Annotated in this window: 16 protein-coding genes; 8 read left to right on the top strand and 8 right to left on the bottom strand. The window is 70.3% G+C overall.

Annotated elements, in window-relative coordinates; translation table 11 throughout:
• Positions 1-538, top strand: a 538-nt coding sequence (locus ACRWK7_RS13330) for a flagellin (protein WP_431856730.1), incomplete at its 5' end; no start/stop codon positions are given.
• Positions 539-596: 58 nt separating this feature from the next.
• Here the strand turns inward: ACRWK7_RS13330 and ACRWK7_RS13325 are convergent.
• The 3 genes from ACRWK7_RS13325 to ACRWK7_RS13315 form a co-directional block, all read right to left on the bottom strand.
• Positions 597-821: a hypothetical protein gene (locus ACRWK7_RS13325; RefSeq protein WP_431856729.1), complete on the bottom strand. Its 225-nt coding sequence runs from the start codon at positions 819-821 to the stop codon at positions 597-599.
• Between the two features lie 208 nt (positions 822-1,029).
• Entirely contained in the window at positions 1,030-1,503 is a 474-nt protein-coding gene (locus ACRWK7_RS13320; protein WP_431856728.1) for a helix-turn-helix domain-containing protein, read from the bottom strand.
• A 169-nt stretch (positions 1,504-1,672) separates the two neighbouring features.
• Positions 1,673-1,885, bottom strand: a complete 213-nt coding sequence (locus tag ACRWK7_RS13315) for a hypothetical protein (protein ID WP_431856727.1) — start codon at positions 1,883-1,885, stop codon at positions 1,673-1,675.
• 214 nt (positions 1,886-2,099) lie between these two features.
• On the opposite strand from ACRWK7_RS13315, the gene ACRWK7_RS13310 reads away from it, so the two are divergent.
• The gene (locus ACRWK7_RS13310; protein WP_431856726.1) at positions 2,100-2,540 is read left to right on the top strand and encodes a hypothetical protein; all 441 of its coding nucleotides are present in this window, start codon (positions 2,100-2,102) and stop codon (positions 2,538-2,540) included.
• Between the two features lie 4 nt (positions 2,541-2,544).
• Here ACRWK7_RS13310 and ACRWK7_RS13305 read toward each other — a convergent pair whose 3' ends face one another.
• Both ACRWK7_RS13305 and ACRWK7_RS13300 read right to left on the bottom strand, forming a co-directional pair.
• A complete protein-coding gene (locus ACRWK7_RS13305) occupies positions 2,545-2,748 on the bottom strand; it encodes a hypothetical protein (protein ID WP_431856725.1) in 204 nt (67 codons plus the stop codon).
• A gap of 243 nt (positions 2,749-2,991) precedes the next feature.
• Positions 2,992-3,828: a universal stress protein gene (locus ACRWK7_RS13300; RefSeq protein ID WP_431856724.1), complete on the bottom strand. Its 837-nt coding sequence runs from the start codon at positions 3,826-3,828 to the stop codon at positions 2,992-2,994.
• A 434-nt stretch (positions 3,829-4,262) separates the two neighbouring features.
• On the opposite strand from ACRWK7_RS13300, the gene ACRWK7_RS13295 reads away from it, so the two are divergent.
• The gene (locus tag ACRWK7_RS13295; RefSeq protein ID WP_431856723.1) at positions 4,263-5,948 is read left to right on the top strand and encodes a putative bifunctional diguanylate cyclase/phosphodiesterase; all 1,686 of its coding nucleotides are present in this window, start codon (positions 4,263-4,265) and stop codon (positions 5,946-5,948) included.
• A 46-nt stretch (positions 5,949-5,994) separates the two neighbouring features.
• On the opposite strand, the gene ACRWK7_RS13290 is transcribed toward ACRWK7_RS13295, so the two are convergent.
• Positions 5,995-6,624 (bottom strand): glutathione S-transferase family protein, encoded by a 630-nt coding sequence (locus ACRWK7_RS13290; protein WP_431856722.1) that lies wholly within the window; start codon positions 6,622-6,624, stop codon positions 5,995-5,997.
• A gap of 146 nt (positions 6,625-6,770) precedes the next feature.
• Here ACRWK7_RS13290 and ACRWK7_RS13285 point away from each other — a divergent pair, with 146 nt between their 5' ends.
• Positions 6,771-8,153: an aspartate aminotransferase family protein gene (locus tag ACRWK7_RS13285; protein ID WP_431856721.1), complete on the top strand. Its 1,383-nt coding sequence runs from the start codon at positions 6,771-6,773 to the stop codon at positions 8,151-8,153.
• Positions 8,154-8,371: 218 nt separating this feature from the next.
• Positions 8,372-9,586, top strand: a complete 1,215-nt coding sequence (gene hemA / locus ACRWK7_RS13280) for a 5-aminolevulinate synthase (RefSeq protein WP_431856720.1) — start codon at positions 8,372-8,374, stop codon at positions 9,584-9,586.
• A 62-nt stretch (positions 9,587-9,648) separates the two neighbouring features.
• On the opposite strand, the gene ACRWK7_RS13275 is transcribed toward hemA, so the two are convergent.
• Positions 9,649-10,149: a hypothetical protein gene (locus tag ACRWK7_RS13275; protein WP_431856719.1), complete on the bottom strand. Its 501-nt coding sequence runs from the start codon at positions 10,147-10,149 to the stop codon at positions 9,649-9,651.
• 187 nt (positions 10,150-10,336) lie between these two features.
• Between ACRWK7_RS13275 and ACRWK7_RS13270 the strand changes: the two genes are divergently transcribed.
• The gene (locus ACRWK7_RS13270) at positions 10,337-10,882 is read left to right on the top strand and encodes a hypothetical protein (RefSeq protein ID WP_431856718.1); all 546 of its coding nucleotides are present in this window, start codon (positions 10,337-10,339) and stop codon (positions 10,880-10,882) included.
• A 122-nt stretch (positions 10,883-11,004) separates the two neighbouring features.
• Positions 11,005-11,781, top strand: coding sequence for an Hpt domain-containing protein (locus tag ACRWK7_RS13265; protein ID WP_431856716.1), 777 nt, complete (start codon positions 11,005-11,007; stop codon positions 11,779-11,781).
• Positions 11,782-11,915: 134 nt separating this feature from the next.
• Here ACRWK7_RS13265 and ACRWK7_RS13260 read toward each other — a convergent pair whose 3' ends face one another.
• The gene (locus tag ACRWK7_RS13260) at positions 11,916-12,653 is read right to left on the bottom strand and encodes an SDR family NAD(P)-dependent oxidoreductase (protein WP_431856715.1); all 738 of its coding nucleotides are present in this window, start codon (positions 12,651-12,653) and stop codon (positions 11,916-11,918) included.
• Between the two features lie 128 nt (positions 12,654-12,781).
• Here ACRWK7_RS13260 and ACRWK7_RS13255 point away from each other — a divergent pair, with 128 nt between their 5' ends.
• Positions 12,782-14,002, top strand: a complete 1,221-nt coding sequence (locus tag ACRWK7_RS13255) for a ChaN family lipoprotein (RefSeq protein ID WP_431856714.1) — start codon at positions 12,782-12,784, stop codon at positions 14,000-14,002.
• Position 14,003: the final 1 nt, after the last annotated feature.

Here is a 14,003-nt window from a genome sequence, read left to right as displayed (position 1 = left end):
GCTGACCAAGCTGGCCGACCAGAACCTCAACACCGACATGCGCACGAAGTACAACAACGACTTCACCGCGCTGAAGGCCGAGGTCCAGAACTACATCACGAACGCCAAGTTCAACGGCATGAACCTGTTGAGCGGCGGCAAGACCAACATCTCGGTGATCGCGAGCACCGACGGCACGCAGTACACCGTGGGCGGCACCGGCGTGTCGCTGTCCTCGGCCATCGTGTCGGCGTTCACCTCGGTGGGCAGCGCGGCCTCGGCCGTGGTGCTGCTGACCGGCGCCTTCGCGTCGGCCGAGGAGAAGACCGGCAGCGTGCTGAACACGCTGGGCGCCGACTCCCGCCGCCTGGACGCGCAGATCAAGTTCAACGAGACCATGCAGGACTCGCTGACCACCAGCCTGGGCGCCATCGTGGACGCCGATCTGGCCAAGGAAAGCGCCAACCTGCAGTCCCAGCAGATCAAGCAGCAGCTGGGCGCGCAGACCCTGAGCATCGCCAACCAGGCGCCGCAGATCCTGGCCAGCCTGTTCCGTTAAGGACGGCCGTCCACGCCAGCGTCGGCACCAGCGGGCCGGAACCGGAGCGCACCCGCGCTCACGGCCGGCCCGTGGCCGTCGACGGTGCCGAACCGGGCGCGGCGTCCGGCGCCGGGGTGGCCGGGGGCGATGCCTTCATGCCGCGGTAGCCGGCGGGGCCGGCGTCCATCACCACCAGCGCCGACCAGACGGCGGCGGCGATCATGCCGGCCGCCACCAGCCCCAGGAAGGCGAACCACAGTCGGAACGCCCACGGCATGTGGCGGCGCGGCGGGGTGGTCATCGTCGGCTCCTCGGTCGTGCGCCGGTCATGGGCGGAAGACCGCCAGACTAATAGCCGGCGGCCTGCTCCACAACGGGTGCCGGCCGTATGCCCCTCTCGCTCAAAGCAACGCTCCCGCCCCCTGCCGGAAGCAAGGGGCGAGAGCGTCGCATTGTGCCGCCGGGTTCGAATCAAAGACGCTTGATCAAGCCATCATGCGCCTTTGGCATCAGTCCTTCGCCGCCTCGTCGGCGGCCGAGCCCATCGCCTTGAACAGCTCGTAGATGCGGCGGCGCACCGGCTCGTTCTGGATGCGGTAGTAGGCGCGCACCAGTTCCAGCGTCTCGCGGCGGGTCATCACGCCGGTCGACTCGCTGTCGCTGGCGGTGCTGGTGGCGCCGGGATGGCCGCGGTCGGACAGGATCTCCTGCGGCATGTCGTCGAAGAAGAACGACACCGGCACGTCCAGCACCTGGCCGAACTGCCACAGGCGGGACGCCGAAACCCGGTTGCCGCCCTTCTCGTACTTCTGGATCTGCTGGAACGTCAGCCCGACGGAGTCCGCGAGCGCCGTCTGGCTCATGCCCATCAGGGTGCGCCGCAGCCGGATTCGCGAGCCGACGTGCACATCGACCGCGTTCGGGCCGCTCTCGTCGTCTTCGTTCTTCGAGCCGGTGGGCGGCTGCGTCTTTTGCTTGACCATGGATGCCTGTCGATCGTTTGCCACAAGGGTGACGGGAACATACCGCCGTATGCTCGCCGGACGCGCGGGCAAAATCAATGGCTATGCTTAGGTCAACTAAGGATTCGCTGCAACGGTCACAAGCGAAGGGCACCAGGCCGATGCCCCCGCTGCTGTGCCGGGTTGCCCGTCAGGCGTCGGCCGCCGGCGCGGAACCCGTGGAATTCTGCGTTTTTTCGGTGGTGTCGGGCTTCGCCCGCGGGCGTCCGCGCATGGAGTGCTTGTAGGTCACGTTCTCCGAAGGGCCGGGGGCGCATTGGGTGATGGTGCCGCCTTTGGACAGGTACGCCTCGGTCAGTGCTTCCAGGCTGGTGCGGTCGGTTGCTTTCGAGTCGGACTTCATGAGGTCTCCATTCGCCGCCGGATTCGCGGCTCTCCCGTGCGACCATAGCAGGCGCCGGAGGCGCCGGGCATGTCACAGATGGAATAGCACGAAACGGACAGGCCGTCCCTCCGCCCTGCGAAGGGGGGAGTTGGCTACTCCGGCTGCGTCCTCGAAAACAGGCTCGGCCGTGCGTTTATGTCGGAGAATGACATGAGCGGCGGGGCGGGGAGGCATGCGGCGGCGGACGATGCGCGGGGCGGCGGTCCTGACGACTTTCTGGGCGGTGTTCTGGGCGGGGCTCGCGGCCGGCCCGGCGCGGGCGGCCGACTGCCTGCTGCTCGATGGGCCGGAGCTGGAGACGGCCCGCGCCGAAGGCCGCTGCCAGGACGTCTTCGCCCGCAGCGCCGCGGTGCCCGCCGCCCCGGCTGTCCCCGCAGCCTCCGCAACCCCTGCGGTCCCTCCGGCCCCCGCGGCCAAGGCGGCACCGGCCAAGCCGGCGAAGGCGCCGCGCCGCACGAAGGCCAAGGCCAAGAAGACCCAGCCGTCGCTCGCGACGACGCTGGAGCGGGCCTTCAACCGGCTCACGACGGAACCGCCGGTGACCGTGCGGCGGCGGGGCGGCGTCGACCACCTCTCCTACGGGCGCACCGAGCCCAACCCGGTGGAGCGCTGACCGCTCAGGGCTTGCCGGCGGGCGGGTCGCCGCCGGTCGACCCCAGCAGCTGCACGCCGCAGGCGGTCAGGATCTTCAGCGCCAGTTCGACGGCGTCGTTGCGGTTCAGCAGGAACTCGCGGCCGGTGATGTCGATGCCGATGGTATCGGGATCTTCCGGAAAGGTCCGGATCCGGGTCTTGGACGGGGGCGTTCCGGTCAGGGGCATCGGGCCGTCGGGGCGGTTAGGGGGGCGGCGCTGTCCACTTAAAGTGGGGCGCCGCCGTCGGCTCTCAACTGGCCATCCGGCCGAAGGCGCGATGCCCCGGCCCCGGCGGGCTCGAAGCAGCGCGGTCGCTCCGCGTCGCCGGGGGCCGGGGCCGGCGGCGCCGGGTTGCGGGCGCAGTCGCCGCGGTGGCGGCAGCGGGAGCTGCGGCAGTCCGGTCCGGCCATCCGCCGCTCCCGCCGGGTCTCAGTGGCTCATCAGCACGGGCACGGTCATGTGCTCGAGCATGTAGCGCGTCATGCCGCCCAGCACCTGCTCGCGCAGGCGCGACCGGCCGTAGGCGCCCATCACCACCAGGTCGCACGACTCGTCGGCGACGGTGTTGAGCATGGTGTCGCCCGGCTCCACCGCGTCGGTGGTGACGTGCGTCGCCTGCACGCGGCCGTGCCGCGACAGATGCCTAGCGATGTCCGCCCCCGGCTCGTCGCCCAGGCCGAGCTGGCCCGGCTTCGGGTTCACCGCCAGGACCAGCACCTTCTGCGCCTTGGCGATCAGCGGCAGCGCGTCGCCGACGGCGCGGGCCGCCTCGCGGCTGGCGTTCCAGCCGACCAGCACGCGCTCGCCCACCGTCTGGAAGGTGCCGGCGTAGGGCACCACCAGCAGCGGCCGGCCGCAGTCGAACACCAGGTCCTGCGGGTGCAGCAGGGGCAGGTCGCGGTCGTGCCTGGGATCCACCTGGCCGACCACCACGAGGTCGGCGTAGCGGCCGTGCACCGCCACCAGCTCGCCCGGCAGGCCGCGCAGCGCCCGCCATTCCGAGCGGTCGGTCAGGCCGAAGCGGCGCATGCGGCCTTCGAACAGCGTCTCCGCCTTGGCCGCGAACTCGTTCGCGAGGTCGCGCTGGGCGGCGCGCACCGCCTCGGGGATCTGCGCGTCGAGGAAATTCGGGATGAGCGGCGTGGTGACCACGTAGAGGCCGGTCACGTGAGCGTCGTGCTTCACCGCCAGCTGCGCGGCCACGTCGATTCGCGCGGCCGCCGCCGGCGTGTCGTCGACCACAACCAGCAGATCCTTGAGTGCCATGATCGTCCCCCTGTCGTCTCCCCACCGCCGCGTGGCCCGCCGCTCCCGGTTGCCGGGGCGTCGGCAGGACCGCGCGTTTCATATGACTATAGATCAGGTGCGCGCGCGAAAGCGACGGCGCGAAAAGCGGCCCGGCCGCGCGCCGGGCGCAGGGCCGGCCATGGACGGCGATGCACGCGTCCGGCTTGGGGTGGGTCTAAGAAGCAACCGCACCGTGCCAAAGTCGAGGTGGGGCCGTGCCGACCGAGGTGCATACCCGAGTATAATTGTGTGCGCGGTCGGCGTTATTGGCGGGTTTGGTTTTGACGTACCCGCGAGGTTTCGCGTAATTGTTGGTTATTCACCCATCCATTGGTTCCATGTCTCCCTTGCCCATGATGCCGGACCCCAACCTCGCCGCACTGGCCGCTTCTTTGACGGGAAGCGACGACGGCGTGCCCGCGCCCGACATCCTGCTGCAGGTGATGGAGGCGATGCCGGTGATGGTCGGCCTGTTCGACACGCACCGGCGCCACGTCTACGCCAACCCGGCCTACCGCGCCTTCATGGGCAGCGGGCTGGCCGACCTCTCCGGCCGCACCATCGCCGAGGTGCTGGGCGACGACCATTTCCGCCTGACCCAGACGATGGCCGACCGCGCGCTGCGCGGCGAGGTGGTGCAGACCGAGGGCTGGATGCCGCACCCGAACGGCGGCCAGCACTACGTGATCCGCCTGCACGCGCCGCACCGCCGGCCGGACGGTTCGGTCGCCGGCTATTTCGTGCTGCTCTACGACATCACCGAGCGGCGCAAGACGCAGGACGACCTGTTCCGCCTCGCCTACTACGACCCGGTGACCGGGCTGGCGAACCGGCTGCTGCTGCTCAAGCACATGGGCGACTACCAGGCGGTGGGCGAACCGTTCACGCTGGTGACCGTCGACATCGACCGCTTCGTCGAGATCCGCACCAGCCTGGGCCAGGCCTTCGCCAACGAGCTGCTGATCGACCTCGCCAACCGGCTGGGCCGCGACGGCGGGCCGGTGGACCTGCTGGCCCGCGTCAGCGACCACGCCTTCGCGCTGCTGATCGCCGGCGACTGCGATCCCCCCGCGGTCGAGCGCAAGATCGAGCGCGTCGCCGCCGTGGTGCGCGCCGCGCGCTCCTCCTCGGGCGCCGCGGTGTTCCTGTCGGCCAGCATCGGCGTGGCGACCTGGTGCGAGGCGCACGAGCGCGCCGAGGACGTGCTGCGCGACGCCGAGATCGCCACGGGCCGCGTGCGCGAGCAGGGCGGGGCGCGGCACGCCTGGTTCGACCCGGCGATGCACGCCCGCGTGGTCGAGCAGGTGCGCCTGGAGCACGACCTGCGTCGCGCCATGGAACGCGGCGACGAGCTGTGGGTCGCCTACCAGCCGATCATCGACATGGTCACCGGCGGTCTGGCCGGCTTCGAGGCGCTGGTGCGCTGGAGCCATCCGGAGCGCGGCGCGATCCCGCCCGGCGTCTTCATCCCGATCGCCGAGAGCACCGGGCTGATCGTGCGCCTGGGCGAATGGGTGCTGCGCGAGGCGTGCCGGCAGGTCGCCGACTGGCAGGAGAAGCGGGTGCCGGGCTCGGCGCCGCTGTTCATGAGCGTCAACCTCTCCACCCGCCAGCTGCGCGAGCCGGACTTCGCCGACCGCGTGCGCGCCGTCCTGCGCGAGACCGCGGTGGAGCCCTCCTGGATCAAGCTGGAGCTGACCGAGAGCGCCGTCATGGAGAAGGCGGAGCAGTCGATCCGCCTGCTGGAGACGCTGCGCGGCCTGGGCATCAAGCTGTCGATCGACGACTTCGGCACCGGCTATTCGTCGCTGAGCTACCTGCACAAGCTGCCCATCGACAGCCTGAAGGTGGACCGCTCCTTCGTCTCGGCCATGCACCAGAGCGAGGAGAACCGCGCCATCGTCCGCATCATCGTGGATCTGGCGCGGCTGCTGGGCTTCGACGTGATCGCCGAGGGCATCGAGACGACCGCCGACGCCAACCTGCTGCGGGCGCTGGCCTGCGACTACGGCCAGGGCTACCACTTCGCCAAGCCGCTTCCGGCGCGCGAGGCCGAGTCGCTGGTGGAAGGCAATCTGCCCTGGCGGCAGGAGCTGTGATGCTCCCGCCCCCGCCGGAGGCGGGGACGGGACGCGGCCCGACGCGTCAGTAGAACGCCTCGCACCCCTCCGCCCGGTACACCGCCTGCACGCTGGGGCGCGCCTGGATGCGCGCCAGATAGGGGCCGAGGTGCGGCAGGTCGCGCGCCTTGCGCGGCATGTGCCGGGTCCAGCGCGCCACCATGAACAGGTAGGCGTCGACGGCCGTGAAGTGGGTGCCGACCAGGAACTCCCGCCCCTCCAGTTCGCCGTCGAGCAGGCCGAACTGGCCCATCAGGCGGTCCACCGCCATCGCCTTGACCTGCTCCGCCACCGCGGCCGGCGCGAACCGCTCCGGGTAGAAGTACAGCATCATGTCGGCCTGCACCGTGTTGGTCAGGTAGACCAGCCACTGCGTGAAGCGCGCCCGCTCCGGCGTGCCCACCGGCGGGGCGAGCCGGGCGTGCCGGTGGGTGTCCGCCAGATGCAGGCAGATCGCCGCCGACTCGAAGATCACCAGGTCGCCGTCCACCAGCGTCGGCACCCGGCCGTTCGGATTGAGCTTCAGGTACTCCGCCGTGCGGTGTTCCCCGCGCTCCCGGTCGAGGACGACCAGCTCGAACGGCGCGCCGATCTCGCGCAGCAGGATGTGCGGCGCCATGGCGGCGCTGCTGGGGATCAGGTAGAGCGTGGTCATGGCCGGGCCTCTCGGATGCGGGGCCGCCATTGGAGCCCGGCCCCCTGTCCGGCGCAAGGCCGCGATGCAGGTGTGGCGTCGCTCACCGGGGGTGTTTAAGATCTCAAACGTTCGGGCACGAATCCCGACGTCCAATGGGAGGCTTCATGAGCACCGGCACCACCGCCATCGGCAACTCGGCCGCCAGCCGAGACAAGGCGCATTTCCTGCACCCCTACACCAACCTGAAGGTCCACGAGACCGCCGGCCCGATGATCGTCGAGCGCGGCAAGGGCGTGTACGTCTACGACGACTCCGGCAAGGAGTACATCGAGGGGCTGGCCAGCCTGTGGTGCGTGTCGCTGGGCTTCGACAACGAGCGCCTGGTCGAGGCGGCGGCGCGGCAGATGCGCAAGCTGCCGACCTACCACGTCTTCGGGCACAAGTCGCACGACCCCGGCATCGACCTCGCCGAGGCGCTGATCGCCCGCGCGCCGGTGCCGATGTCCAAGGTGTTCTTCGCCAACTCGGGCTCCGAGGCGAACGACACGGCGATCAAGCTGATCTGGTACTACAACAACGCGCTGGGCCGGCCGGAGAAGAAGAAGATCCTGTCGCGCAACAAGGCCTACCACGGCGTGACGGTGGCGACCGCCAGCCTGACCGGCCTGCCGAACAATCACCGCGACTTCGACCTGCCGATCGCCCGCATCCTGCACGCCGACTGCCCGCACCACTACCGCTTCGCCGAGGAGGGCGAGAGCGAGGAGGCGTTCGCCACGCGCCTCGCCGAGAGCCTGGAGGCCTTCATCCTGGCCGAGGGGCCGGACACCATCGCCGCCATGTTCGCCGAGCCGATCATGGGTGCCGGCGGCGTCATCGTGCCGCCGGCCACCTACTTCCAGAAGATCCAGCCGGTGTTGAAGAAATACGACATCCTGCTGGTCGCCGACGAGGTGATCTGCGGCTTCATGCGCACCGGCAACTACTGGGGCACGCAGACCTTCGGCATGCAGCCGGACATCCTGACCTGCGCCAAGGCGCTGTCGTCGGGCTACCTGCCGATCTCGGCGGTGATGGTGTCGGAGGCGGTCTACCAAGCCTGCGTCGTGGAGAGCGAGAAGATCGGCACCTTCGGCCACGGCTACACCTACTCCGCCCACCCGGTGGCGGCGGCGGTGGCGCTGGAGACGCTGAAGATCTACGACGAGCGCGACATCCTCGGCCACGTCCGCGCGGTGGCGCCGGTGTTCCAGCGCCGGCTGAAGGCGCTGTCGGACCACCCGCTGGTCGGCGAGACGCGCGGCACCGGCCTGATCGGCGCGCTGGAGCTGGTGGCCGACAAGGCGACCAAGCAGCCGTTCGAGCCGGTGGGCATGGCCGGCGCCCGGGTCAACGGGCTGTGCCAGGAGAACGGCCTGATCTCCCGCGCCATGGGCGACAGCCTGGCGCTCTGCCCGCCGCTGATCATCACCGAGGCGGAGGTCGGCACCATGTTCGACCGCCTGGAAAAGGCGCTCGACGCCGCGGTGCCGGTGCTGAAGGGGTAGTGTTTTCCGACCCCTCCCTACCCCTCTCCCGCTGCGTTGGAGAGGGGTAGGGAGGGGCATCGCGTCCACGCAATGCTCCGTTCCCCGGACGGTTGATTTCGGTCAATGCCGGGTGGCGTCCGGGAAACAATGATGCCATCCTACATACGGCGCACATCGTTTGGACGATCGCCGTTGGTGGCACCGACGCCCCAGGCACTGTGAACGGATCCCGCGAGATGGACTACGAGAGCTTCTTCAAGAGCCAGATCGAGACTCTCAAGCAGGAGGGCCGCTACCGCGTGTTCGCCGACCTGGCGCGGCACGCCGGCAAGTTCCCTCGAGCGACCTTCCGCGATTCGGCCGGGCGTGAGCGCACCATCACCGTCTGGTGCTCCAACGACTACCTCGGCATGGGCCAGAACCCGGTGGTGCTGGACGCCATGCACAAGGCGCTCGACGAGGTCGGCGCCGGCGCCGGCGGCACCCGCAACATCTCCGGCACCAACCACTACCACGTGCTGCTGGAGCGCGAGCTGGCCGACCTGCACGGCAAGGAGGGCGCGCTGCTCTTCACGTCGGGCTACGTGTCGAACGACGCGGCGCTGGGCACGCTGGGCAAGCTGCTGCCCAACTGCATCATCTATTCCGACGCGCTGAACCACAACTCGATGATCACCGGCATCCGCAACTCGGGCGCCGAGCGGCACGTCTTCCGCCACAACGACCCCGAGCACCTCGACCAGCTGCTGAGCGCCGCCGACCCGCGCCGGCCGAAGCTGGTGGCGTTCGAGAGCGTCTATTCCATGGACGGCGACATCGCCCCGATCCACGCCATCGTCGACGTCGCCAAGAAGCACGGCGCGCTGACCTACATCGACGAGGTGCACGCGGTGGGCATGTACGGCCCGCGCGGCGCCGGCGTGGCGGAGCGCGACGGCGCCATGCAGCGCATCGACATCATCGAGGGCACGCTGGGCAAGGCGTTCGGCGTGCAGGGCGGCTACATCACCGGCTCGGCGGCGCTGATCGACTGCGTGCGCTCCTTCGCGCACGGCTTCATCTTCTCGACCTCGCTGGCCCCGGTGCTGGCGGCCGGCGCGCTCGCCTCGATCCGCCACCTGAAGTCCAGCCAGGCCGAGCGCACCCGCCACCAGGAGCGCGCCGCCACCCTGAAGCGCCTGTTCGCCGACGCCGGCCTGCCGGTGATGGACAGCGTCAGCCACATCGTTCCGGTGATGGTGGGTGACGCCAAGCGCTGCAAGCGGGCGTCGGACCTGCTGCTGGAGCGCCACAACATCTACGTCCAGCCGATCAACTACCCGACCGTGCCGCGCGGTGCCGAGCGCCTGCGCTTCACGCCGACGCCGCTGCACGACGACGCCATGATGGCGCACCTCGTCGCCTCGCTGCGCGACGTGTGGGACGAGCTGGAGCTGAAGCTGGCCGCCTGAACGCCGGCCGCTTTCTGAACCGAAAAGGGCCCGGAGGCGATCCTCCGGGCCCTTTCGCGTTCCTATTGCCGCGGCGGCTGGCCGGATGAACCGGCGCTGCCCGGCGGCGGGTTGTTGCGGGTGTCGTCGGCGCGCCTCGGCTTGGCGTAGCCGTTGGCCTTGGGGTCAACGCTGTAGGACGGGCGGTCGGCGTCCGGCCGCTCGGCGGTGGCCGGACGGCGGCGGTTGGCGCCCTGGTCCTCGCCCATGCTGCCGCTGCCGACGCCGGTCTTGGAGCTGGTGGCGGCGGTATCGCCCCGGCGCGCCTTCGGCTTCATGCCGTCGGCCGGCGCCGCCATGTTCGGGTCGGCCGGGCGCGCCAGCGCGTCGCCGGCCGGGCGGCCGTGCTGCTCGCCCAGCCCGGTGTCGCCGCGGCCGATGGTGCGGCTGCTCGAATCGTGCTCCTCGGCACGCGGGCGCTGGTCGTTGGGAAGCTGCGGGCGGGGCTGCGGCTGCTGCGCCAGGGCCGGCCCGGCGGCGATGCCCAGAAGCAGGGCGGCGGCGAGCGGTGCGAGCTTGGTCACGGTCGTCTCCTCATCTCTCGGTGCCTTCCCAGCAACAGCCCCGGCGCCCGGCCGTTCCGTACGGCATAGGCCGCGGTGACAAACGGGCGCTGGCCGCTTGACCCCTGGACTTGCGAGACGATCGCGATTAGCTTAGTCGAGTGGACGACCCTGTCGGCGTCCATTCGACGACCTTGTGGAGGCCGCCATGTACCGCGACAACTCGCTGATGCCGAAGGAAGCCGTCCGGCTTGCCGTGCTGGGCACGCTCATCCAGGGCGGGGCGATGCGCTATGCGGACGTGGCCGGCTCGATCCGCCACTTCCTCGACCGCATCGTCGGCCCGTCGCTGGACCTCATGGGCACCTCGCTGGAGATGCTGCGCTACGAGGGCCTGATCGAGGCGCTGGACGGCACCGGCATGGAGGACAACGCGCTGCTCGGGCCCACCGTGGCCGGCCGGACGGAGTTCGACACGCTGATGCGCGCCAACGTGCGCACGCCCTCGGCCGACGGGCTGAACAAGCTGGTCATCAGCCTGAAGCTGCGCTTCCTGCACCTGCTGGACGCCGAGTCGCAGCGCGAGCAGATCGACAACCTCGTCTCCATGCATGAGATGGAGCTGGCGCGCCTGGGCGACCTGAAGCGCCGCCACGCGGGCGACGACGGCTACCTGCCGGCGTTCCTCGACCACGACATCGCCGTCGCCGAGGCGCGGCTGGCGTGGTTCAACGACCTGCTGGCGCGAGTCTGAGCGGGTCCTTTCGCCGGGGCCGCGTCGTTTCGTCCGGGCAGCGAGCGTTTGTTTCGCTTAACGATTCTGGTGTAACCTCCGGCGGGCAATAAAGCCCGTCCCCCGACCCGGAATCGTTCCCCATGGCCAAAGGCAAGCTGACCGAGGACCTCGAAGCCCAGCTGCGCGTCGAGTTCGTCGACGACGCCCGCGACCGTCTGCAGACCATGTACGACGCGCTCGACGGTTTTGCGAACGGGGCCCGCAGCGCTGTCGACGTGATCGGCGTGCTCCGGCTGGAGGCGCACAACTTCAAGGGCATGGGCACCTCCTTCGGCTTCCCGACGGTCAGCCTGATCGCGCACCGCCTGGAGGATTACCTGAGCGGCGTCACCCGGCTCGACCCGCGCGAGCGGGTGGACCTGCCGGTCTTCCTCGACCGCATCGCCGAGGTGGTGGACCGCGCCGAGCAGCCGGCGATCGGCGAGACCAACCAGATCATCCGCGCCCTGCCGGTGCGTTACCGCTTCGACGTGACGGACGTGGAGATCCGCAACGTCGAGGTGATGCTGGTGACGCCGTCCAAGGTGGTGGCCAAGAAGGTCGGCAACGAGCTGGCCGCCTGCGGCTTCCGCACGGTGACGGTGAACGACCCCATCGAGTCGATCAGCCACGCGGTGCGCGTGCCGCCCGACATGCTGATCGCGTCGATGGTGATGGACGGGCTGTCCGGCCTCGACCTCATCCGCGGCCTGCGCGCCATGAGCGTGACCAAGGAGGTGCCGGCGGCGCTGCTGACCTCCATGAGCCTGGACAACCCGGCGCTCAAGGAGATCCCGCCGGGCGTGGCGGTGATCCGCGTCGGCGAGCACTTCGGCGACGACCTCGCCGCGGCGGTGACGCGCTTCAATCTGGGGTGATTCTCAGCCCTCTCCCATCTCTGATGGGGGAGGGAAGGGGCCCACGCAGTGGGAAGGGTGGGGGCAAGGTGTTCCCGCGAAGCTGCGGCCCCCACCCAACCCTCCCCCAGCGGGGCTGGGGGAGGGCCAAGTTCCTAGTACAGGTGCTGCCCGCCGGTGATGAAGATCTCCGTCCCGGTCACGTACTGGTAGTCCGGGCCGCACAGGCTGAAGATCACCGAGGCGACCTCCTCCGGCGTGCCCATGCGCTTCAGCGGGATGCGCGGGATCAGCACGTCGTACTCGGGACCGGTCATGGACGTCTCGATCTCGCCCGGCGCCACGGCGTTGACGCGCACGCCGATCTCGGCGAACTCCACCGCCATCTCGCGGGTCAGGCCGGACAGCGCCGCCTTCGACGTCGAATAGGCGGAGCCGGCGAAGGCGTGCACCGAATGGCCGGCGATGGAGGTGACGTTGACGATCGCCCCCTTGCCGCGCGCCAGCGGCGCCGCGAAGCCGCGGGCCAGCACCAGGGGCGCGAAGAAGTTCAGCTCGAACACCCGGTACCAGCCGGCGATGTCGCCGTTCAAGCAGCCCAGGCGCTCCTTGATCGGGGTCTTCGGCGAGACGCCGGCGTTGTTGACCAGCGCGTGCAGCGGGTCGCCGTCCAGCGCTGCGCAGGCCTCCTTGACGAAGGCGGTGCGGCTCTCCGGGTCCGACAGGTCGGCGGTGATGTGGTGTGTCCAGTTCGGGTCGCGGCGGCAATGGTCGGGCACATCCTCGCGCGAGCAGGAGATCACGCGCCAGCCCTCGGCGCTGAACCGCTGCACGGTGGTGTGGCCGATGCCTCGGCTGGCTCCGGTGAGGATCACGGTCTTACGGTGCGGCATGCGACGCACGATAGCGCGGATCGCCGGGGCGCGCCATGCCCTTCCGGTTGCCCGCCGTTCGACCGATTGAACGTGGCGGGGGCCAGCCCAACCTAGACAAAAGCCCTTTCCGCCTGAGGACAATCCCCGTGCCGCGTCGCCCGTATGCCCTGCTGCCCCTGTTGCTGCTGCCCCTGTCGCTGCTGGGCGCCTGCGTCGTCTCCGAGTCCCACTCGGCGCCCACCCCGGCGCCGCCGGCTGAGGCCGCGCCCGCGCCCGTCGAAGCGGCGAAGTGCGTGCCGCCGGGCAGCTGGGCCGACGCCGCCGGCAAGGCGATGCCGCGTGAGGCGCTGCTGGAGCGGGCGGCCAAGGCGCCGGCCGTGCTGCTGGGCGAGCGGCACGACAGCGCCGAGCAGCACCGCTGGCAGCTGCAGACGCTCAGCCAGCTCTACGGGTTGAACGCCAGGCTGGCGGTGGCGATGGAGATGATCCCGCGCTCCAAGCAGGCCGTGCTCGACCGCTGGGTGGACGGCGGCTTGAGCGAGGCGGACTTCCTGCGCGAGGTGGACTGGCGCACGGTGTGGGGCTTCGACCCGCAGCTCTACCTGCCGATCCTGCACTTCGCCCGCATGAACCGCCTGCCGCTGGTGGCGCTCAACGTCGAGCAGGACCTCGTCCGCCGCACCAGCAAGGGCGGCTGGGCCTCGATCCCCGAGGCGGAGCGCGAGGGAGTCGGCACCGCCGCGCCGCCCACGGCCGAGTACCGCGATTTCCTCGCCAAGGTGCTGGGGCAGCACGGGCCGGAGGAGCAGGCGGTCGACCGCGACTCCGAGCGCTTCCGGAACTTCATCGAGGCGCAGTCGGTGTGGGACCGCGCCATGGCCGAGCGCATCGCCGAGACCCACCGGAAGACCGGGCGCACCGTGGTGACCATCGTCGGCGCCGGCCACGTGCAGAACCGCTTCGGCATCCCGCACCAACTGGCCGACCTCGGCATTCCCGATTCGCTGGTGCTGCTGCCCTGGGACGCCGACCGGCCGTGCAAGGACCTGGACGGCAAGATCGCCGACGCGGTGTTCGGCATCGACAGCGGCGGCGAGCCCTCCGGCACGCCCAAGCCGCGCTTCGGCGTCATGCTGGAGCCGGACAAGGCCGGGGTGAAGATCGCCGACGTGCTGCCGGGCAGCGTCGCCGAGGCCACTGGCCTGAAGCGCGGCGACATCGTCACCGCCGCCGCCGGCAAGCCGGTGCGCGTCGCCGGCGACCTGACCGGCGCGGTGCAGAAGACCGGGCCGGGCACCTGGCTGCCGGTGACGGTGAAGCGCGGCGGCAAGACGAAGGATCTGGTGGCGAAGTTCCCGGCGGAGTGAG

This window comes from Azospirillum sp. (assembly GCF_050789165.1).
Note: the sequence above shows the minus strand (reverse complement) of the source record. Positions and strands in the feature narration are given on the sequence as shown.

Excerpts from the sequence above, each read along its gene's own strand:
- ACRWK7_RS13265 (WP_431856716.1), top strand. The coding sequence starts at position 11,005 with ATGGCCAAAGGCAAGCTGACCGAGGACCTCGAAGCCCAGCTGCGCGTC.
- ACRWK7_RS13300 (WP_431856724.1), bottom strand. The coding sequence starts at position 3,828 with ATGGCACTCAAGGATCTGCTGGTTGTGGTCGACGACACGCCGGCGGCG.
- ACRWK7_RS13290 (WP_431856722.1), bottom strand. The coding sequence starts at position 6,624 with ATGACCACGCTCTACCTGATCCCCAGCAGCGCCGCCATGGCGCCGCAC.
- ACRWK7_RS13320 (WP_431856728.1), bottom strand. The coding sequence starts at position 1,503 with ATGGTCAAGCAAAAGACGCAGCCGCCCACCGGCTCGAAGAACGAAGAC.
- ACRWK7_RS13305 (WP_431856725.1), bottom strand. The coding sequence starts at position 2,748 with ATGCCCCTGACCGGAACGCCCCCGTCCAAGACCCGGATCCGGACCTTT.
- ACRWK7_RS13315 (WP_431856727.1), bottom strand. The coding sequence starts at position 1,885 with ATGAAGTCCGACTCGAAAGCAACCGACCGCACCAGCCTGGAAGCACTG.
- ACRWK7_RS13325 (WP_431856729.1), bottom strand. The coding sequence starts at position 821 with ATGACCACCCCGCCGCGCCGCCACATGCCGTGGGCGTTCCGACTGTGG.
- ACRWK7_RS13285 (WP_431856721.1), top strand. The coding sequence starts at position 6,771 with ATGAGCACCGGCACCACCGCCATCGGCAACTCGGCCGCCAGCCGAGAC.
- ACRWK7_RS13260 (WP_431856715.1), bottom strand. The coding sequence starts at position 12,653 with ATGCCGCACCGTAAGACCGTGATCCTCACCGGAGCCAGCCGAGGCATC.
- ACRWK7_RS13310 (WP_431856726.1), top strand. The coding sequence starts at position 2,100 with ATGCGGCGGCGGACGATGCGCGGGGCGGCGGTCCTGACGACTTTCTGG.
- ACRWK7_RS13270 (WP_431856718.1), top strand. The coding sequence starts at position 10,337 with ATGTACCGCGACAACTCGCTGATGCCGAAGGAAGCCGTCCGGCTTGCC.
- hemA (WP_431856720.1), top strand. The coding sequence starts at position 8,372 with ATGGACTACGAGAGCTTCTTCAAGAGCCAGATCGAGACTCTCAAGCAG.